The 16,979-nt window shown below is 72.5% G+C and carries 11 protein-coding genes and 1 pseudogene; 6 read left to right on the forward strand and 6 right to left on the reverse strand.

Going from position 1 to position 16,979, the window contains the following annotated elements; translation table 11 throughout:
• Positions 1–347 (reverse strand): annotated as a pseudogene (locus Q0994_RS23205) (catalase HPII); the annotation flags it as partial.
• 569 nt (positions 348–916) lie between these two features.
• Positions 917–1,327 carry a Fur family transcriptional regulator gene (locus Q0994_RS23210; protein ID WP_299537992.1) on the reverse strand — a complete coding sequence of 137 codons (411 nt, stop codon included), beginning with the start codon at positions 1,325–1,327 and terminating at the stop codon, positions 917–919.
• Between the two features lie 376 nt (positions 1,328–1,703).
• Between Q0994_RS23210 and katG the strand changes: the two genes are divergently transcribed.
• From katG to Q0994_RS23225, 3 genes are all read left to right on the forward strand, one after another.
• Positions 1,704–3,959, forward strand: a complete 2,256-nt coding sequence (katG, locus tag Q0994_RS23215; RefSeq protein ID WP_299537993.1) for a catalase/peroxidase HPI — start codon at positions 1,704–1,706, stop codon at positions 3,957–3,959.
• 619 nt (positions 3,960–4,578) lie between these two features.
• Complete coding sequence (locus Q0994_RS23220; protein WP_299537994.1) at positions 4,579–5,856, forward strand: CehA/McbA family metallohydrolase; 1,278 nt, start codon at positions 4,579–4,581, stop codon at positions 5,854–5,856.
• Positions 5,857–6,205: 349 nt separating this feature from the next.
• A complete protein-coding gene (locus tag Q0994_RS23225) occupies positions 6,206–8,221 on the forward strand; it encodes a hypothetical protein (RefSeq protein WP_299537995.1) in 2,016 nt (671 codons plus the stop codon).
• A gap of 129 nt (positions 8,222–8,350) precedes the next feature.
• Here the strand turns inward: Q0994_RS23225 and Q0994_RS23230 are convergent, their stop codons facing one another.
• The 3 genes from Q0994_RS23230 to Q0994_RS23240 form a co-directional block, all read right to left on the reverse strand.
• The gene (locus Q0994_RS23230) at positions 8,351–8,731 is read right to left on the reverse strand and encodes an FKBP-type peptidyl-prolyl cis-trans isomerase (protein WP_299537997.1); all 381 of its coding nucleotides are present in this window, start codon (positions 8,729–8,731) and stop codon (positions 8,351–8,353) included.
• A gap of 177 nt (positions 8,732–8,908) precedes the next feature.
• Positions 8,909–9,889, reverse strand: coding sequence for a TIGR03557 family F420-dependent LLM class oxidoreductase (locus Q0994_RS23235; protein ID WP_299537998.1), 981 nt, complete (start codon positions 9,887–9,889; stop codon positions 8,909–8,911).
• 275 nt (positions 9,890–10,164) lie between these two features.
• Positions 10,165–10,314 (reverse strand): hypothetical protein, encoded by a 150-nt coding sequence (locus Q0994_RS23240; RefSeq protein ID WP_299537999.1) that lies wholly within the window; start codon positions 10,312–10,314, stop codon positions 10,165–10,167.
• Between the two features lie 416 nt (positions 10,315–10,730).
• Here Q0994_RS23240 and fdh point away from each other — a divergent pair, with 416 nt between their 5' ends.
• The 3 genes from fdh (at position 10,731) to nrfD (ending at position 15,972) form a co-directional block, all read left to right on the forward strand.
• Positions 10,731–13,976: a formate dehydrogenase gene (gene fdh, locus Q0994_RS23245; RefSeq protein WP_299538000.1), complete on the forward strand. Its 3,246-nt coding sequence runs from the start codon at positions 10,731–10,733 to the stop codon at positions 13,974–13,976.
• Positions 13,973–14,971 carry a 4Fe-4S dicluster domain-containing protein gene (locus Q0994_RS23250; protein WP_299538001.1) on the forward strand — a complete coding sequence of 333 codons (999 nt, stop codon included), beginning with the start codon at positions 13,973–13,975 and terminating at the stop codon, positions 14,969–14,971. Before fdh ends, Q0994_RS23250 begins: the two co-directional genes overlap by 4 nt.
• 68 nt (positions 14,972–15,039) lie before the next feature.
• Complete coding sequence (gene nrfD / locus Q0994_RS23255; RefSeq protein ID WP_299538176.1) at positions 15,040–15,972, forward strand: NrfD/PsrC family molybdoenzyme membrane anchor subunit; 933 nt, start codon at positions 15,040–15,042, stop codon at positions 15,970–15,972.
• Here the strand turns inward: nrfD and Q0994_RS23260 are convergent.
• Positions 15,969–16,832 carry a Rieske (2Fe-2S) protein gene (locus Q0994_RS23260; RefSeq protein ID WP_299538178.1) on the reverse strand — a complete coding sequence of 288 codons (864 nt, stop codon included), beginning with the start codon at positions 16,830–16,832 and terminating at the stop codon, positions 15,969–15,971. The two genes, nrfD and Q0994_RS23260, sit on opposite strands and share 4 nt — an antisense overlap.
• Positions 16,833–16,979: the final 147 nt, after the last annotated feature.

A 16,979-nucleotide genomic window follows, 5' to 3' on the forward strand; every position in this document is an offset into this window, starting at 1 on the left:
TTCTCCCGCAGATGGTGGTCCTGGAGCAGGACAGGACCGCGCGGACCGGCCTTGAGCGAATGATCCGTGTCGTACAGGCGGGCACCCTGCGCCGTCGTCAGATACGCCCCGCTCTGCGCGTTCCGCGCCCGGTCCGCACCCGTCGGCTGCCCCGTCGGACTCACCGTCTCCGGCCCCGACTGATCCGCCTTCGGCGGCAACGGCTCACGCGGCTCCACCGGCTCCGACACCGACGGCGAGACCGGGGCGGGCTTGCCGGGCACGCCCTCCTCGGGTGCGTCGGCACCTGTCAGAGCGTCAGCGGCCTTCTCGGCCACTGCTTTCAGAGGGTTCTTCTTCTCGTTCATGCATCCTCCTTTAGCCGGAAAACACGGTGCAAAACGACATCTGCCAAGGAAAAGAAAGAATGGTCCGATTGTCGCATTCGGTGTGGAGGTGTGTACGGCCGGATCGTCGTCCGCGCGTCCATCGCCGACCTGCCGTCGCCCACAGGGCATCGGCCGCGACATCGGGGGTCCTTCGGAGGGTGGCCCCGGCCACCCCCTTGTGCCCCTGGCGCCGGACCGTATGTCTCCCCGGCCGAGAAAGATCGCGCCTCTGCCGACGGTGGTGCCCGTGCGGAGACGGCGCCGGGCAGGTCCGCGCGGGCGGGTGGTGCTGCCGGGAACGCGGGGCCCGCCTCCGTGCGCGGGGCGGCACGCGGCCGGACGGGGTGGCGGCCCGCACCGCGAGGCGGCAAGGGCGGTGGCGGCGTTCCGGTCGCCGACCCCGCGAAGGGCGCCAAGCCGTTCGCAGCCGGCACGGGGGCGTGGGGAAGTCAGGGATCCACCGGCCGCTCCGTCATCGTCCGCGCATCCGTCATCGCCCGCGAAGAGGGTGTCCGCCCCGATGCGTCGGGGGGATGAGGGCGCCGCGCTCAGGTACAGGCCGGGCAGAGGCCGCGGTAGGTGATCTCCACCGAGCCGACGGCGAATCCGAAGCGTTCCGCTTCGGGCAAGTCGCCCAGTGCGTCGCCGGACGGGTGGACGTCGCGGACCGTGCCGCAGCCGGAGCACACCAGGTGCTGGTGGGGCCGGCGCGCGTTCGGGTCGTAGCGCTTGGCCCGGCCCACGGTCGAGACCTCCAGCACCTCGCCGAGCGTGACGAGTTCCCCCAGCGTGTTGTAGACGGTCGCACGGGAGATCTCGGGCAGCCGTGCGGCGGCCCGCAGGTGCACCTCGTCCGCCGTCAGGTGCACGTGGTCGCCGTCGAGGACCTCCGCGACGACACGTCGCTGAGAGGTCAGACGCCAGCCACGGACCCGCAGTCGCTGGAGGAGGTCGCTCATCCCGTTCACCCGTTCCGCTTCGCGGGGAGCGCGGCGCGCCGGACGTGTCCGACGAGGCCGAGCCCCGGTCGATATGGTTTTAGCGCACTTCTTGACTTGGACGAAGTCCATTGTAGGATCGATCACGGCGACATCCAAGAGACAGGAAGGCTCCGGTACGGCAGCAGAGACACGCGACGCGGCACCGCTCGCCGAGCGCACAGTGACGCCGGTGGCCGAGTACCTTCTTTGTCGCACCGCCCCTGGTCCGGCCGCTCCGTCGACCCGCACGACGTTCGGGCGGCCCGCGGCGAGACCGGCGTGCCCCTTCTGCACGGCCCGCATCCTCCTCCCCCGTTCAGTGCCCCACGACCCGCCGGGGCCGGAAGGATTACTCATGACCGAGAACCACGAGTCGCATGTCTACGACCCCGTCGTCCCGGATTCGCCCGAGACGGCCGTCCCCGAGGCGCCCGCGGCCCAGGCGGGCGGCTGCCCCGTCGCCCACGACCGCGCGCCGCACCCCACCCAGGGCGGCGGGAACCGCCAGTGGTGGCCGGACCGCCTCAATCTGAAGATTCTCGCCAAGAACCCGGCCGTGGCCAACCCGCTCGGCGAGGACTTCGACTACGCGGCCGCCTTCCAGTCGCTCGACCTGCCCGCGGTGAAGCGGGACATCGCCGAGGTGCTCACCACGTCGCAGGACTGGTGGCCGGCCGACTTCGGCAACTACGGACCGCTGATGGTCCGGATGGCCTGGCACAGCGCCGGCACGTACCGCATCAGCGACGGCCGCGGTGGCGCGGGCGCCGGTCAGCAGCGCTTCGCGCCGCTGAACAGCTGGCCCGACAACGGCAACCTCGACAAGGCCCGCCGGCTGCTCTGGCCGGTCAAGAAGAAGTACGGCCAGGCGCTGTCCTGGGCCGACCTGATGATCCTCACCGGCAATGTCGCGCTGGAGACCATGGGCCTGAAGACCTTCGGCTTCGCCGGTGGCCGCGAGGACGTCTGGGAGTCGGAGGAGGACGTCTACTGGGGCCCGGAGACCACCTGGCTCGACGACGAGCGCTACACCGGCGACCGCGAGCTGGAGAGCCCGCTCGGAGCGGTCCAGATGGGCCTGATCTACGTCAACCCCGAGGGCCCCAACGGCAATCCGGACCCGGTCGCGTCCGCCCGCGACATCCGCGAGACCTTCCGCCGGATGGCGATGAACGACGAGGAGACCGTCGCCCTCATCGCCGGCGGCCACACCTTCGGCAAGACGCACGGCGCCGGCCCGGCCGAGAACGTCGGCGCCGACCCCGAGGGCGCCCCGATGGAGGAGCAGGGCCTCGGCTGGCGCAGCTCGTACCGCACGGGCAAGGGCGGGGACGCCATCACCAGTGGCCTGGAGGTCACCTGGACCAGCACCCCCACCCAGTGGGGCAACGAGTTCTTCCACAACCTCTTCGCGTACGAGTACGAGCTGACCGAGTCCCCGGCCGGCGCGAAGCAGTGGGTCGCCAAGGACGCGGAGGAGACCATCCCGTTCGCGCACGACGCGTCGAAGAAGCACAAGCCGCAGATGCTCACCACCGACCTGGCGCTGCGCTTCGACCCGGCCTACGAGCAGATCTCGCGCCGCTTCCACGAGAACCCGGACCAGTTCGCGGACGCCTTCGCGCGCGCCTGGTACAAGCTGACGCACCGCGACATGGGCCCGATCCAGCGCTACCTGGGTCCCGAGGTCCCGTCCGAGGTGCTGCTGTGGCAGGACCCGCTGCCCGCCCGCACCGGTGAGACGCTGGACGCGGCGGACGTCGCCGCGCTCAAGGAGCAGGTGCTCGCCACGGACCTGACGGTGTCGCAGCTCGTCTCGGCCGCCTGGGCTTCGGCCGCGTCCTTCCGCGGCAGCGACAAGCGCGGCGGCGCCAACGGCGCCCGTGTCCGGCTGGAGCCGCAGCGTGGCTGGGAGGCGAACGACCCCGACGACCTCGCCCAGGTCCTGCGCGTCCTCGAAGGGGTGCAGCAGTCCTTCAACTCCAAGGGCGGCAAGCAGGTCTCGCTGGCCGACCTGATCGTCCTCGCCGGTGGCGCGGCCGTGGAGCAGGCGGCCAGGGACGCCGGCGTCGAGGTCCAGGTGCCGTTCACGCCGGGCCGGGTCGACGCCACGCAGGAGCAGACGGACGTGGAGTCCTTCGCCGCGCTGGAGCCCGCCTACGACGGCTTCCGCAACTACGTCGGCAAGGGCACCCGCCTGCCCGCGGAGTACCTGCTGCTCGACCGTGCCAACCTGCTGACGCTGACCGCCCCGGAGACCACCGTCCTGGTCGGTGGTCTGCGTGTGCTCGGCGCCAACTCCGGAGGTTCCAAGCACGGCGTCCTCACCGACCGCCCGGGCACGCTGACCAACGACTTCTTCGTGAACCTGCTGGACCTGGACACCACCTGGAAGTCGACGTCGTCGGCGCAGGACGAGTTCGAGGCCCGCGACGCGAACGGTCAGGTCAAGTGGACCGGCACCCGCGCCGACCTGGTGTTCGGCTCCAACTCCGAACTCCGTGCCCTCGCCGAGGTGTACGCGAGTGACGACGCGCGGCAGAAGTTCGTCACGGACTTCGTCGCCGCGTGGGCCAAGGTCATGGACCTGGACCGCTTCGACCTGGTCTGACCGCCCCCGGGCCCAGCCGTCCGCCGTCGGTCGTCCGTGGGTCCCGTCGGCCCCCGCGTCCGCCCCTCACCGCCGTTCCGGGTGAGGGGCGGACGCGCGTGCGGCGTTCACCGTGCGCGGTCGGCGGGGACCGACCGGTCCGCCGTCCGGTGGTGGTGCCGGCAGTGCGGACCTCCCCCGCGGGGACGGGACGGCGGCCGTCGGCGCCGGCAGCCCGTACTGGGCCGCCTGGGCCGTGAACATGCCACGGTACAGGCCGTCTTCGCGCGCCATCAGCTCCGCGTGCGTGCCGTCCTCGGCGACGAAGGGCCGGGTGCAGCGACGCCACCACGACCGCGGCCGCCGCCATGCCGATCAGCGCGTTGCCCACGCCCACCGACAGGCGAAGCATGTTGCGCGCGGAGTCGGTGCCGAACTTCCTGGCACCAAGGATCCGTTGGACGTCGGGCCGTTCGGTCGCCGCCACCTCGACGTCGGTCACAGCCGTGTGGTAGCGGGCGGAGAGAGGCACCCCGCGCGCGGCGGTGCGCACCGGGGGCACCGCGGCGCTCACGTGGCGTTCACCCGGCGGAGAGCCCGCATTTTAGCCATGTTCCTGTCAATCCGATGGGGTGGCGGCATGGGACACCACCACGGACACCGTCATGACCACGGACACGCGGACACCCACCAGCACGACGAGGCGGAACCGCGTGGCACCGCCAGTCGGCGCACGCTGCTCGCCGCCGCGGCCGGCGGCATGCTCTTCACGGCCGCGGCGCCGGGAAGCGCCCGGGCCGCCGTCACCGGCACCGCGGCCGCCAGGGGCACGGCCGCCCTGGCGGCGGGCGGGGCGGCCCGCGCCTCGCTGATCACCCAGGGCACCACCCTGGTCCACGCGGACCTGCACAACCACACCGCGATGTCCGACGGCGACGGCGACCCCGCGCTCGCCTTCGCGTCGATGCGCAGCGCCGGACTGGACGTGGCGGCACTGACCGACCACAGCGGGGTGTTCACCCTCGGGGGCCTCAGCTCCTCCGAGTGGAAGCGCACCGGGACGCTGGCCGACGCGGCGTACGTCCCGGGCGTCTTCACGGCCGTCCGCGGCTTCGAGTGGACCCACGCGCTGCTCGGACACGCCAACGTCTGGTTCTCCGACTCCTACGTCGACATGTCCCTGGCCCCCGGCATGAACGCCTTCTTCGGCTGGCTGGACGACCAGGACGCGGTGGCCGGCTTCAACCACCCCGGCCGCGAGGTGCTCCGGTTCGAGAACTTCCGGCACAACTCCGCCGCGCACGAGCGGATGGTCAGCCTGGAGATGTTCAACCGCACCGACGACTACCTCTTCGAGGGGTGGTCCTCCGGTATGACCTCACCGCTCGTCGCCTGCCTGAACGCCGGCTGGCGCACCGGACTCACCGGCGTGACCGACGAACACGGCACCGAGTGGGGGCACCCGGAGGGCAAGGGCCGCAGCGGCCTGTGGGTCACCGAGAACACCCGGGCGGGCGTCCTGGAGGCGATGCGGGCACGCCGCTTCTTCGCCACCCGTGTCTCCGGACTCCGCCTGGACGCCACGGCGGCCGGCGTCCGGATGGGCGGCCGACTTCCCTTCACCGCGGGCGACGTGCGCTTCCGGGTGGACCTCGACCGGGGGCCGGAGTGGGTCGGCAGGCCGCTGGACATCCAGGTGCTGCGCCCCGGCACCTCGGCGCCCGAGGTCGCCGACGTCATCACGACGACCGCCGGACGGATCACCGAGTTCACCGTGCCCCTGGACACCGCGGACGGGAACTGGGTGGTCCTGCGCGTCTCCGACCCGACGCGGCCCAACGGTTCACCCGGCCCGACGGGCCACCCGTCCAACGACTGGGGCGTCGCGTACAGCAGCCCGTGGTGGCTCCAGGGGTGAGCCCCGCGGGAGTGCCGGACAAGTCGGCCGCGGCGTCCGTCGGGGGGAGGATCCGCACCCCGCCGCACGCGTCGCTCGGCTGCTTCTCGCCCCCCAGGACGATCAACGGATACGTACGTAAGGCCAGGTCAACCGGCTGTTCACCTTGATCGGCCGATGTTGCGCGAAGTCCCGGTAAAGGGGTGACAGCACCTCGTTCCCCTCGTAGTCTCAGCCTGCCGACGCGGGGCCCGGGGGGGACCCACCGTCCGGTGTCAGGACGGGTTGTACGCGGTCGCGGGCGGGAAACGCCGGCGTCGACCGGGGTCCGGGCGCCGTCGGCCTTCTTCTCTGTACTGGGGGCAACATCATGAATTCCCGAACACGTCGCCGCGCGCTGCTTCTTGCCACCGCGACCGCCGCGACGGCCGGACTCCTCGGCACCTCGGTGCCCACCGCCGCCGCCGCCGACGCCGCACCGGGGCGCATCGCCCTGGGCGGCGAGACCGGCGTGAGCCTCGCGACTCTGGACGGCCCGGAAGCGGGGACCTTTCCCGGCCTCCGCAACCCGGGCACGGCCAACCCGGCCTGGGCGCCCGACGGCAGCCGGGTGGCGGTGGCCGACGGCACCGTCTTCTCCAGCCATGTCTCCTACGACGCCTCGCCCCTGGTGATGCCGCTCGGCGGAGCGGACGCCACCTCCGTCACCTACTGGCAGGACGGCGCCTTCTACCTCTTCACGCAGGCCGGCCGCCTGTGGTACAGCGCCTCGGACGGCACCTGGTCCGAGCCGGCGCGGCTGCTCACCGACGCCCAGGAACCGTCGAACGTGCAGGACTCCGACCCGTCGGTCACCTCCGACGGCCGGGTCTTCTTCACCCGGCACGCGGGCTCCACCGACTCCGTACAGGTCTTCGACCCGGCGGCCGGAACCGTCACCAAGGTCCTCGACGACGCCGCGGATCCGGCCGTCCTGGAGGACGGCTCCCGCCTCGCCTTCACCCGCCCCGACGGGTCCGGCCGGTCCGTCCACACCGCCGACGCCGACGGCGGCAACGTCCAACTGGTGCACCGGAACGTCCTCGACGACTACGCGCCCGCCTGGGACCCCTCCGGCCGGTACCTGGTTCACACCAGCGACGGCGAAGGCTCCACGCACGACGTCGTCTCCCACGACCTGTCCACGGGCGAGAGCAAGACGATCACGTCGACGACGGGCACCAACTCCTACCAGGCGTCCTGGCAGCCGCTGCGCCGCAACAGCATCACCCGCGTGCGGGCCTCCGGCTCCACCACCCTCGACCAGGCCGCCTCCAAGTGGACCTTCGACACCAACGGCAGCCACGTCGAGGGCCTCGTCCGCGCCCGCAGCGCCGTCCTCACCGACAAGGCGGCCCCCACCTACGCCGCCACCGGCATCACCCTCGCGCCCAACAAGCAGGGACCGCTGCTCCACACCTCCGCCGGCACCCTGGACCCGGGCGCGGCGGCCGAACTCAAGCGGATCCTGGCCCCCGGCTCGACGGTCTACCTCAACGGCAACACGACCCGGCTCAGCGCCGCGGTCGCCGACCAGGTCGAGGCCCTCGGCTTCCACCCCCTGCGCATGGACGCGCCGAACCTCGGCGCCCTGTCCGTGCGGGTCGCCAAGCAGATAGGCACCCCCAGCTGGGTCTTCCTCGTCGACGGCGTCGACTACCACGACGAGTACGCCACCGCGGCCGCCGCGGGCGCTCTCGGCTACCGGGGCACCGGTGTCGTCCTGACGACCACCGACGGGAAGATGCCGACGGAAGTCCAGAACTACCTCAACTCCCTCCAGGCGAGCGGCACCAACCTGGTGACGGTCGGCTCCCGCGCGCAGAAGGCGTTGCTCGACTCCTCCCTCGACCAGGAATGGAGCTACTACCCCCTCGTTGCCACCAGCTTCGAGACCACCGCCGTGGCCCTGGCCAAGTTCTGGTGGACCTCTCCCTACTGGTCCACCGTCAACGACATCGGCTCCTCGGCCAACTCCGCGCCCGGCACTGCCGCGACGGCGACCTACGGTCCGGTGCTGTGGGGCGACCGCACCCAGCTCTCCGCGGCTACCGAGGTGTACCTGCGGGGGACGTCGGCCAGCATGTGGGGCGTGCAGACGTTCGGTGACGCGACCTCCTACCCCCAGCCCGTGATCACCTCCCTGGTCAAGGCGATCGGTGCCGGGCCGGAATGGACCACCGCCATCGACGCCCCCGGCGGCGCCCTGCCCCCGGCGGCCCCGGCCGCGCGCTCGCTCGGCACGGGCGGCACCGCCTCCGCGCCGGTGCGCCCGCAGGACCTGGAAAGCACCCACGCCGCGCCGGGCACGTACGTGCCCGCCCCGGTGGGCCGCACCCGCGACTGACGACGCGGCAGCCACCTGCGGGGCGGCGGTACGGCTCCCCGGAGCCGTACCGCCGCCCCGCGGTCGGGGCTCCGCCGTCCGAGCACGCGGAACCGAGGGGGACGTCGTGTCGGGGCAGGGGGCAGGGGCTCAGATCGCGACGGAGAGTAGGTCCACCACGAAGACGAGGGTCGAACCGGCCGGGATCAGCGACGAGGGCGACTGCTTGCCGTAGCCGAGACGCGGAGGAACGATGATCTCGCGCCGGCCACCGACCCTCGTCCCCCTGACCCCGCGGTCCCAGCCCTTGACGACCTTGCCACCGCCCACGGCGAACTTGAACGGCACGCCCCGGTCCCAGGAGGCATCGAACTCCCTGCCGGACTCGAAGGTGATTCCCACGTAGTGGACCTGGACGACCCTGCCCGGCTTCGCCTCCTGCCCGTCCCCGACCACGAGGTCCCGGACCGTCAGCTCCGTGGGAGCCGCACCCTCCGGAAGGACGACCTCGGGCTTCACCGGTTCACTCATTCCCGCCTCTTTCACTCGCCGCCGAAGGCCCTCGTACGGACCCACCGGCGCTCGGCCACCCTACGCGGCGGGTCGCCCGCGGACCGCGACGGCGGTCGGCCCGGCCCGCGTCCCGAGCCGTCGCGCGCGGCGCGCCCGGCCCGCCGAGGAACCGGGCCGGGCGCGTGGCAGTGCACTTCAGACCTGCGCGTCCTGCGGCGTCAGTCCGCGCAGACGCCCGTCGAGTTCGCGTCGGTAGAAGTCGATGAAACCGTCCGGGTCGGGACCGGCGTTCTGCATGACCAGCCGGTCGAAGCCCGCGTCGACGAACGGCTGGGCGACTTCGACGTACCGCGCCGGATCCGGGCCGCAGGCGAACTTCTCGAGGATGTCCTCCTCGCGCACGGTGGTGGTCGCGGCCTCGAAGTTCACCGGGTTCGGCAACTCGCTCATGACCTTCCACCCGGTCAGCGCCCACCGCGACGTCTCCAGCGCCGCAGCGGCGGCGGTGTGCTCGTCGGCCGCCCAGGCCATCGGAACCTCCGCGTACCGCGGACCCGTGCCGCCGGCTTCACGGTACCGGCGTACGATCTCCGGCTTGTCCTCCGTGGCGAACAGGCCGTCGCCCAGCTCCGCGGCGATACGGGTGGAGACCTGGCCGCTGGCGGCCACGGCGATCAGCGGCAGGGTGTCGGGGAGGTCGAACACGCGGGCGTCCTCGATCCGCAGGTGCTTGCCCTCGTAGGACCGGTAACCGCCGCTCCACAGCAGTCGGATGATCTCCAGGGCCTCCCTGAGCAGCTCGTGCCGGGTGCGGACGGCGTCGGGGAAGCCGTGGCCCATGACGTGCTCGTTGAGGCGCTCGCCCGAGCCGACGCCGAGGACGAAGCGGCCCTCCGACAACAGGGCCAGGGTGGCGGCGGCCTGCGCGATGATCGCCGGGTGGTAGCGCACGGTCGGACAGGTCACGCCGGTGGCGAGTCCGATCCGTGAGGTCTTGGCCGCGATGCTCCCCAGCACCGTCCAGGCGAAGGGCGAGTGCCCCTGGTTGTCGAGCCAGGGGTGGTAGTGGTCGCTGATCTCGACGAAGTCGAAGCCCGCCTGCTCGGCCAAGACCGCTTGCCGTACGAGCTCCGCCGGGCCGAACGCCTCCGCTGCCAGCTTGTAGCCGATCTCCATGGTGTTCCTCGCTCCGTTCCTCGTGCGTGTGGGGCTACCCCGTGCGTCCGCACAGAGGTACCCGTCCCGCCCGGTGTGTAACGGGAGGTCGTCGCGCCCACCTCGGGCCGCCGTTCGCGCGGACCGTGGGAACCCGGTCATCGGGGGCCCGGAGCCGTCGGCCGAAGGGGCGCGGGCCGTCCGGCGCCGCGCGGCGCCCCGGTGCCGGCTCGTCGTCACCCGGTGCGCAGCCGGCCGCGACGCGTTCCCCCGCGTGGAGGCGGGGGAGGGCCCTGTCAGTCCTCGCTGCGCACTATGGTGCCGTCGTCTTCCGAGCCGAGCCGGTGATCCGGCTCCCACTTCGAGTCCGTCGTCGCCGGCCGACAGGTGCGGACCCGCTCGTCCAGGTGCGCCGCGCTCTCCGTCGACCCGAACCGCATGCTCATGTCCATGACTGTCTCTCCCGAGTGAGTGGTCCTCCCGTCCGTCCGTGGCGCTCCGAACGGGTGATCTATGCGGACAAACGTGTACCCGCGCACGCGTCGGCCATGCGGCACCCCGGACGGAGCACGGGTCCTCGGGCCCGCCGGTGTGCGCCGCACGGGTTCGGGACCGCGGGATCGGACGGGGCGGCGGACAAGTGTGGCGGGCCCGGTCGGGGGGTGCCGGTCCGAGCCGCCGGTCCGGTCCTGACACGGACCCATGGGTCGATAGGTGTACCCGCCAATCTCCTGGGTACCGGGAGGGCGTCCGACGTCCGGGTCGCCGTCCCGGCCGCCCGGGGCGAACCTGGGGGAGGAGCCGGCCGGCTCCGAGCCGGCGGCGCCGCCCCGGTTCCGAGCCCGCAGCCGGAGGTGGAGAGATGGGCCTGCGCACCTGGATCACCGAGTGGCCCGTGTACCGGCAACTCACCGGTGACGACCCCCTCGGACGCGGTCTCGCCGCGCGGTCCGCGCAGACCGAGGCGCTGCGCCCGCGCACGGACACCGCCGACCGGACCGTGCGGTCGATCTGCCCCTACTGCGCCGTCGGCTGCGGTCAGCAGGTCTACGTGAAGGACGACCGGGTCGTCCAGATCGAGGGCGACCCCGACTCGCCCGTCAGCCGCGGCCGGCTCTGCCCCAAGGGTTCCGCGACCCTCCAGCTCACCACCGGCTCCGGCCGCGAACACCAGGTGCTCTACCGGCGTCCGCACGGCACGGACTGGGAGACCCTGGACCTGGAGACCGCCATGGACATGGTGGCCGAGCGCGTGGTGAAGACCCGCGCGGACACCTGGGAGTGGGAGCGCGACGGCGTACGCACCGCACGCACGATGGGCATCGCCAGCCTCGGCGGAGCGACCCTCGACAACGAGGAGAACTACCTCATCAAGAAGTTGTGGACCGGGCTCGGCATCGTGCAGGTCGAGAACCAGGCGCGGGTCTGCCACAGCTCCACCGTCGCGGGTCTGGGCACCTCCTTCGGGCGCGGCGGCGCCACCACCTTCATGCAGGACCTCCAGCACTCCGACTGCATCGTGATCCAGGGCTCCAACTACGCCGAAGCCCACCCCGTCGGGTTCCAGTGGGTCATGGAGGCCAAGGCGCGCGGCGCGAAGATCATCCATGTCGACCCGCGCTTCACCCGCACCAGCGCCCTCGCCGACCTGCACGTCCCCATCCGCGCCGGCAGCGACATCGTCTTCCTCGGCGCGCTCATCAACCACGTCCTGACGGAGGAGAAGGACTTCCGCGAGTACGTGCTGCGCTACACCAACGCCGCGTCCCTGGTGTCCGAGGACTTCCGGGACACCGAGGACCTGGACGGGGTGTTCTCCGGCTACGACCCCGAAACCGGCACCTACGACCCCGTCAGCTGGCAGTACGAGGGCATGGACGTCCAGGCCCCCGCCGGGGACCCCGACCAGCGCTACGCCGAACGGGTGGAGGAGGCCGGCGGCTCCGAGACGCACGGCTCCGGCGGCGCCCAGACCGAGAGCGTGCCGCCACGGGACGAGACCCTGCGGCACCCGCGCTGCGTGTACCAGGTCCTCAAGCGCCACTACGCCCGCTACACCCCCGAACTCGTCGAGGAGACCTGCGGAGTCCCGCGGGCGACCTTCCTCGAAGTGGCCGACGCCCTCACGTCGAACTCGGGCCGCGAGCGCACCAGCGCCTTCTGCTACGCCGTCGGATGGACCCAGCACACCGTCGGATCCCAGTACATCCGGGCCGCCTGCATCCTCCAGCTCCTCCTCGGCAACATCGGCCGTCCCGGCGGAGGCATCCAGGCGCTGCGCGGCCACGCCTCCATCCAGGGGTCCAGCGACATCCCCACCCTCTACAACCTGCTGCCGGGCTACCTCCCGATGCCGCACGCGCACTCCCACGAGGACCTGGACTCCTTCATCGCGGCGAGCCGCACCGAGAAGGGCTTCTGGGGGAACATGCGGGCCTACTTCGTCAGCCTCCTCAAGGCCTACTACGGCTCCGCGGCGACCGCCGAGAACGACTACTGCTTCGACCACCTGCCACGCCTGACCGGTTCCCACAGCACCTACGAGACCGTCATGGCCCAGCTCGACGGCGAGTGCAAGGGCTACTTCCTCATGGGGGAGAACCCCGCCGTGGGCTCCGCCAACACCCGGCTCCAGCGCCTCGGGATGGCGAAGCTCGACTGGCTCGTCGTCCGCGACTTCTCCCTCATCGAGTCGGCGACGTGGTGGAAGGACGGCCCGGAGACCGAGACCGGCGAGCTGCGCACCGAGGACATCGCCACCGAGGTGTTCTTCTTCCCCGCCGCCGCGCACACCGAGAAGTCCGGGTCCTTCACCAACACCAACCGCTGGGTGCAGTGGCACCGGGCCGCCGTCGAACCCCGCGGTGACGCGCGCAGCGACCTGTGGTTCATGTACCACCTGGGCCGCCGGATCAAGGAACGTCTGAAGGACTCGACCGACCCCAGGGACCGGCCGGTCCAGGACCTGACCTGGGATTATCCCGTCGAAGGCCCGCTGCGCGAACCCGTCGCCGCCGCCGTGCTCGCCGAGATCAACGGCCGCGGGCCCGACGGCGCACCCCTGTCCGCCTACACCCAGCTCGCGGACGACGGCTCCACCTCGTGCGGCTGCTGGATCTACTGCGGGGTGTACGCGGACGGCGTCAACCAGGCCGACCGCCGCAAGCCGCAGGCCGAACAGAGCTGGACCGCCCTGGAATGGGCGTGGGCCTGGCCGGCCAACCGCCGCATCCTCTACAACCGGGCGTCCGCCGACCCCGAGGGCCGCCCCTGGAGCGAGCGGAAGGCGTACGTCTGGTGGGACGCCGACGCGGGCCGCTGGACCGGGCACGACGTGCCCGACTTCATCCCCGACCTCGACCCCGCCCACGTACCGCCCGAGGACGCCACCGGGCCGGATGCCCTGCGCGGCGACGACCCGTTCATCATGCAGGCCGACGGCAAGGGGTGGCTCTACGTCCCCGCCGGTCTGGAGGACGGTCCGCTGCCCACCCACTACGAGCCGCAGGACTCGCCCTTCACCAACCTGCTGTACCCCGGCGTGCCGCGCTCACCGGCCCGCGAGCTCCTGCCGCGGGAAGGCAACCGCTACCACCCCAGCGGCGACGAACCGGGAGCCGAGGTCTACCCCTACATCGTCACCACCCACCGCCTCACCGAGCACTTCACCGCCGGGGGGATGAGCCGGTGGTCTCCCTACCTGAGCGAACTGCAGCCCGAGTTCTTCTGCGAACTCTCCCCGCAGCTCGCCGCCGAGCGCGGTCTGGAGCACGGCGGCTGGGCCACCGTCATCACCGCCCGCAACGCCGTGGAGGCCAGGGTCCTGGTCACGACCCGCATCAAACCGCTGATCGTGCACGGACGGACCGTCCACCAGATCGGCATGCCCTTCCACTGGGGGCCCAACGGCGTCGTCACCGGCGACGCGGCCAACGAGCTGATGGCCATCTCGATGGACCCCAACGCCCACATCCAGGAGGACAAGGCGCTCACCGCCGACATCCGGCCCGGTCGCCGGCCCCGCGGGCCCGCACTGCCGGAACTCGTCGCCGAGTACCGCCGTCGCGCGGGCATCACCGAGCACACCGGAAGGAACCCGCAGGCATGACCACCGACGACACCTCCCGCGCACCCGCGGGCAAGGACCACCCGTCCCGTCCTCGCCACCTCCTCTCGGGCCCCGAGGCCGACCCGGCGGCCGACGCCGGCTACCCGGACGCCCCGGACCGCGTCGGATTCTTCACCGACACCTCGGTCTGCATCGGGTGCAAGGCCTGCGAAGTGGCCTGCAAGGAGTGGAACGCCATCCCCGAGGACGGACTCACCCTGAGCGGGATGTCGTACGACAACACCCAGGGGCTCGGCGCCTCCACCTGGCGCCATGTCGCCTTCGTCGAACAGGACAAACCCGTCCGCACGGGCCCGCCGGAGCCCGAAGGGCGCGCGCTGCTCCCGCTCACCGCCGACGCCCCCGCGCAGGAGGCCGCCCCGGAGGCCGGCTCGACCCGCTGGCTCATGTCCTCCGACGTCTGCAAGCACTGCACCCACGCGGCCTGTCTCGACGTCTGCCCGACCGGTTCCCTCTTCCGCACCGAGTTCGGCACCGTCGTCGTCCAGCAGGACATCTGCAACGGCTGCGGATACTGCGTCCCGGCCTGCCCGTACGGGGTGATCGAGCAGCGCCCCGACGACGGGAGGGCCTTCAAATGCACGATGTGCTACGACCGGCTGGGCGCCGGGCAGGAGCCCGCCTGCGCGAAGGCGTGCCCGACCGACTCCATCCAGTTCGGCCCCCTGGACGAACTGCGCGAACGCGCCGCCCTGCGCGTCGATCAGCTGCACGCGACCGGCGTCCCCGAAGCGCGCCTCTACGGCCACGAACCCGACGACGGTGTCGGCGGCGACGGCGCCTTCTTCCTCCTTCTGGACGACCCCGAGGTGTACGGGCTGCCCCCGGACCCCGTCGTCACCACCCGCGACCTCCCCGCCATGTGGAAGCACGCGGGGGCCGCGGCACTGTCGCTGCTCGCCGCCGCAGGCGCCGCGCACGTCGTACCCGCCCTCCTGGGCCGCCTGTCCGGACACTCGAAGGGATCCCGATGACCGCCTCCGCAGACACCCGGGGACCGCGCGGCGGCGGAGGAGGCCGTCGGCGACGGGGCGAGGAACTCATGGTGCCCCGCGCCGAATTCCGCTCCTACTACGGACGGCCGGTCATCAAGGCGCCCTCCTGGGCCGCCCGTGACATCGCCGGCTACTTCTTCCTCGGCGGTCTCGCCGGCGCCGGCTCCGTCCTGGCCGCGGGCGCGCACGTCACCGGCCGTACCACGACCGCGACAGCCCTGAAGCTCTCCTCGCTCGGAGCCATCGGCCTGTCCGTCGCCGCCCTCGTCAACGACCTCGGCCGCCCCGAGCGGTTCACCCACATGCTGCGGGTGTTCAAGCCGACCTCCCCGATGAGCGTCGGGTCCTGGCTGCTGGGGCTCTACGGTCCGGCGGCCGGGGTCGCCGCGCTGACCGCGGTCGGAGGCCGGCTGCCGCGTACCGGTGCGGCCGCCACCGCCGCCGCCGCCCTCACCGGCCCCGCGGTCGCCACCTACACCGCCGTCCTCGCCGCCGACACCGCGGTCCCGGCCTGGCACGGGGCGCACCGCGAACTTCCCTATCTCTTCGCCGCGTCGGCCACCGCCGCCGCCTCCGGCATGGCGCTCGTCCTCGGACCGGTCCGGGAGGCCGGCCCGGCGCGGGCCGCCGCCGTCCTCGCCGCCGCGGCCGACCTGGCCGCGGGCAACGCCGCCGAACGCCGCCTCGGTCTCGTCGCGGAGACCTGGCGCGAAGGCCGTGCGGGAACCCTGCTCCGCGCCGCCCGCGCCCTGACGGTGGCGGGCGCGGCTGCCGCGCTCTCCTCCGCGCGCCCCGGTCGTGGCTCGAAGCCGCTGGCGGTCCTCGGAGGCTGCGCGCTTCTCGCCGGATCCGCCTGCACCCGCTTCGGCGTCTTCTCCGCGGGCGTCGCCTCGGCCGAAGATCCCCGCTACACCGTGCTGCCCCAGCGTGAACGCCTCGCGGGGCGGGGGACGGAGGAGGAGCCGGCAGACAGCCCTTAGCGGCCGGCAGCGTCCGGCGTCCGGCGTGACGCCGGGTCCAGCCGGGCCTCGACACGGTCGCCGACGAGCCGTGTCCCGAAAGCCGGCTGGGGTGCGGTGGCGGGGCCAGCGACGTTCCAGCCGTCGCTCAGCCGGAAGACGCTGCCGTGCCAGGGACACCGCACGCACCCGTCGCCCACGGTGCCCGCGGAGAGCGGACCGCCCAGGTGGCTGCAGGAGTCGGCGAGGACATGCACGGCCCCGGCGCCGTCGCGCACGACGACGACGGGCACGCCGTCGACCTCGCGCCTGACCGGCTCGCCGTCGGGGAAGCCGCTGAGGGGTCCGACATCGTGCCAGCCGGGCGCGACCAGGTCGGGAACCGCTGAAGCGTGGTTGGCCCCCGACGCCAGGCGGTAGGCCATGTGACCGCCGATCGCGCCGCCCACTCCCACCACGGACAGGCCCGCGAAGGCGAGCACCCTGCCACGTCCCGTGCGTCCGCCGGACCGGGCGACGAACGAGGCGCCGTACAGAACGGTGGCGGTGATGTTCGCCGCCGCGTGGACGAGTCCGACACGCTGCTGCCGCGGCTGCCCTTCCGCCCAGTCGGTCCAGCCGCTCAGCGCGGCGGGCACGGCCGCGCCGAGCCCCATGCCGACCAGCGCGTGCGCCGCCCGCCGTTGGCCGGGAAGACAGTCGAGCACCGCCGCGGAGAGCCACGCGCCCAGGGGAACCTGCGCCAGCAGTGGGTGGAGGGGATGGCCGAGCCAACGGCCGTGCAGCACGTCCCGGCAAGGACCCAGGGGAAGCGCCCGGACCCCCGCGCGCAGGACGGCGACGGGACGGTCGAGTGCGGTGGCTCGTTCCAGCCGGTCCATCCCGCGCAGGACGCGGCCCGGTCCCGAGGGGGAGGGGAGGACGCGCTTCAGCGCCCGGGAGAAGGCGGCCTCCGCACCATGGCGGTCGGTGTGCGAGATTGAGTTCATGAGGGGCGGGGTAACCGGTTCGCGCCGGAGGAAACGCGG

Source organism: uncultured Streptomyces sp. (assembly GCF_947488945.1).
Taxonomy (GTDB): Bacteria; Actinomycetota; Actinomycetes; order Streptomycetales; family Streptomycetaceae; genus Streptomyces.

Bases quoted from the DNA above. Each gene is read 5' to 3' on its own strand.
- Q0994_RS23235 (WP_299537998.1), bottom strand. From the start codon at position 9,889: ATGGAGATCGGCTACAAGCTGGCAGCGGAGGCGTTCGGCCCGGCGGAG.
- nrfD (WP_299538176.1), top strand. From the start codon at position 15,040: ATGGTGCCCCGCGCCGAATTCCGCTCCTACTACGGACGGCCGGTCATC.
- Q0994_RS23210 (WP_299537992.1), bottom strand. From the start codon at position 1,327: ATGAGCGACCTCCTCCAGCGACTGCGGGTCCGTGGCTGGCGTCTGACC.
- Q0994_RS23260 (WP_299538178.1), bottom strand. From the start codon at position 16,832: ATGGACCGGCTGGAACGAGCCACCGCACTCGACCGTCCCGTCGCCGTC.
- katG (WP_299537993.1), top strand. From the start codon at position 1,704: ATGACCGAGAACCACGAGTCGCATGTCTACGACCCCGTCGTCCCGGAT.
- Q0994_RS23250 (WP_299538001.1), top strand. From the start codon at position 13,973: ATGACCACCGACGACACCTCCCGCGCACCCGCGGGCAAGGACCACCCG.
- Q0994_RS23225 (WP_299537995.1), top strand. From the start codon at position 6,206: ATGAATTCCCGAACACGTCGCCGCGCGCTGCTTCTTGCCACCGCGACC.
- Q0994_RS23240 (WP_299537999.1), bottom strand. From the start codon at position 10,314: ATGAGCATGCGGTTCGGGTCGACGGAGAGCGCGGCGCACCTGGACGAG.
- Q0994_RS23220 (WP_299537994.1), top strand. From the start codon at position 4,579: ATGGGACACCACCACGGACACCGTCATGACCACGGACACGCGGACACC.
- fdh (WP_299538000.1), top strand. From the start codon at position 10,731: ATGGGCCTGCGCACCTGGATCACCGAGTGGCCCGTGTACCGGCAACTC.
- Q0994_RS23230 (WP_299537997.1), bottom strand. From the start codon at position 8,731: ATGAGTGAACCGGTGAAGCCCGAGGTCGTCCTTCCGGAGGGTGCGGCT.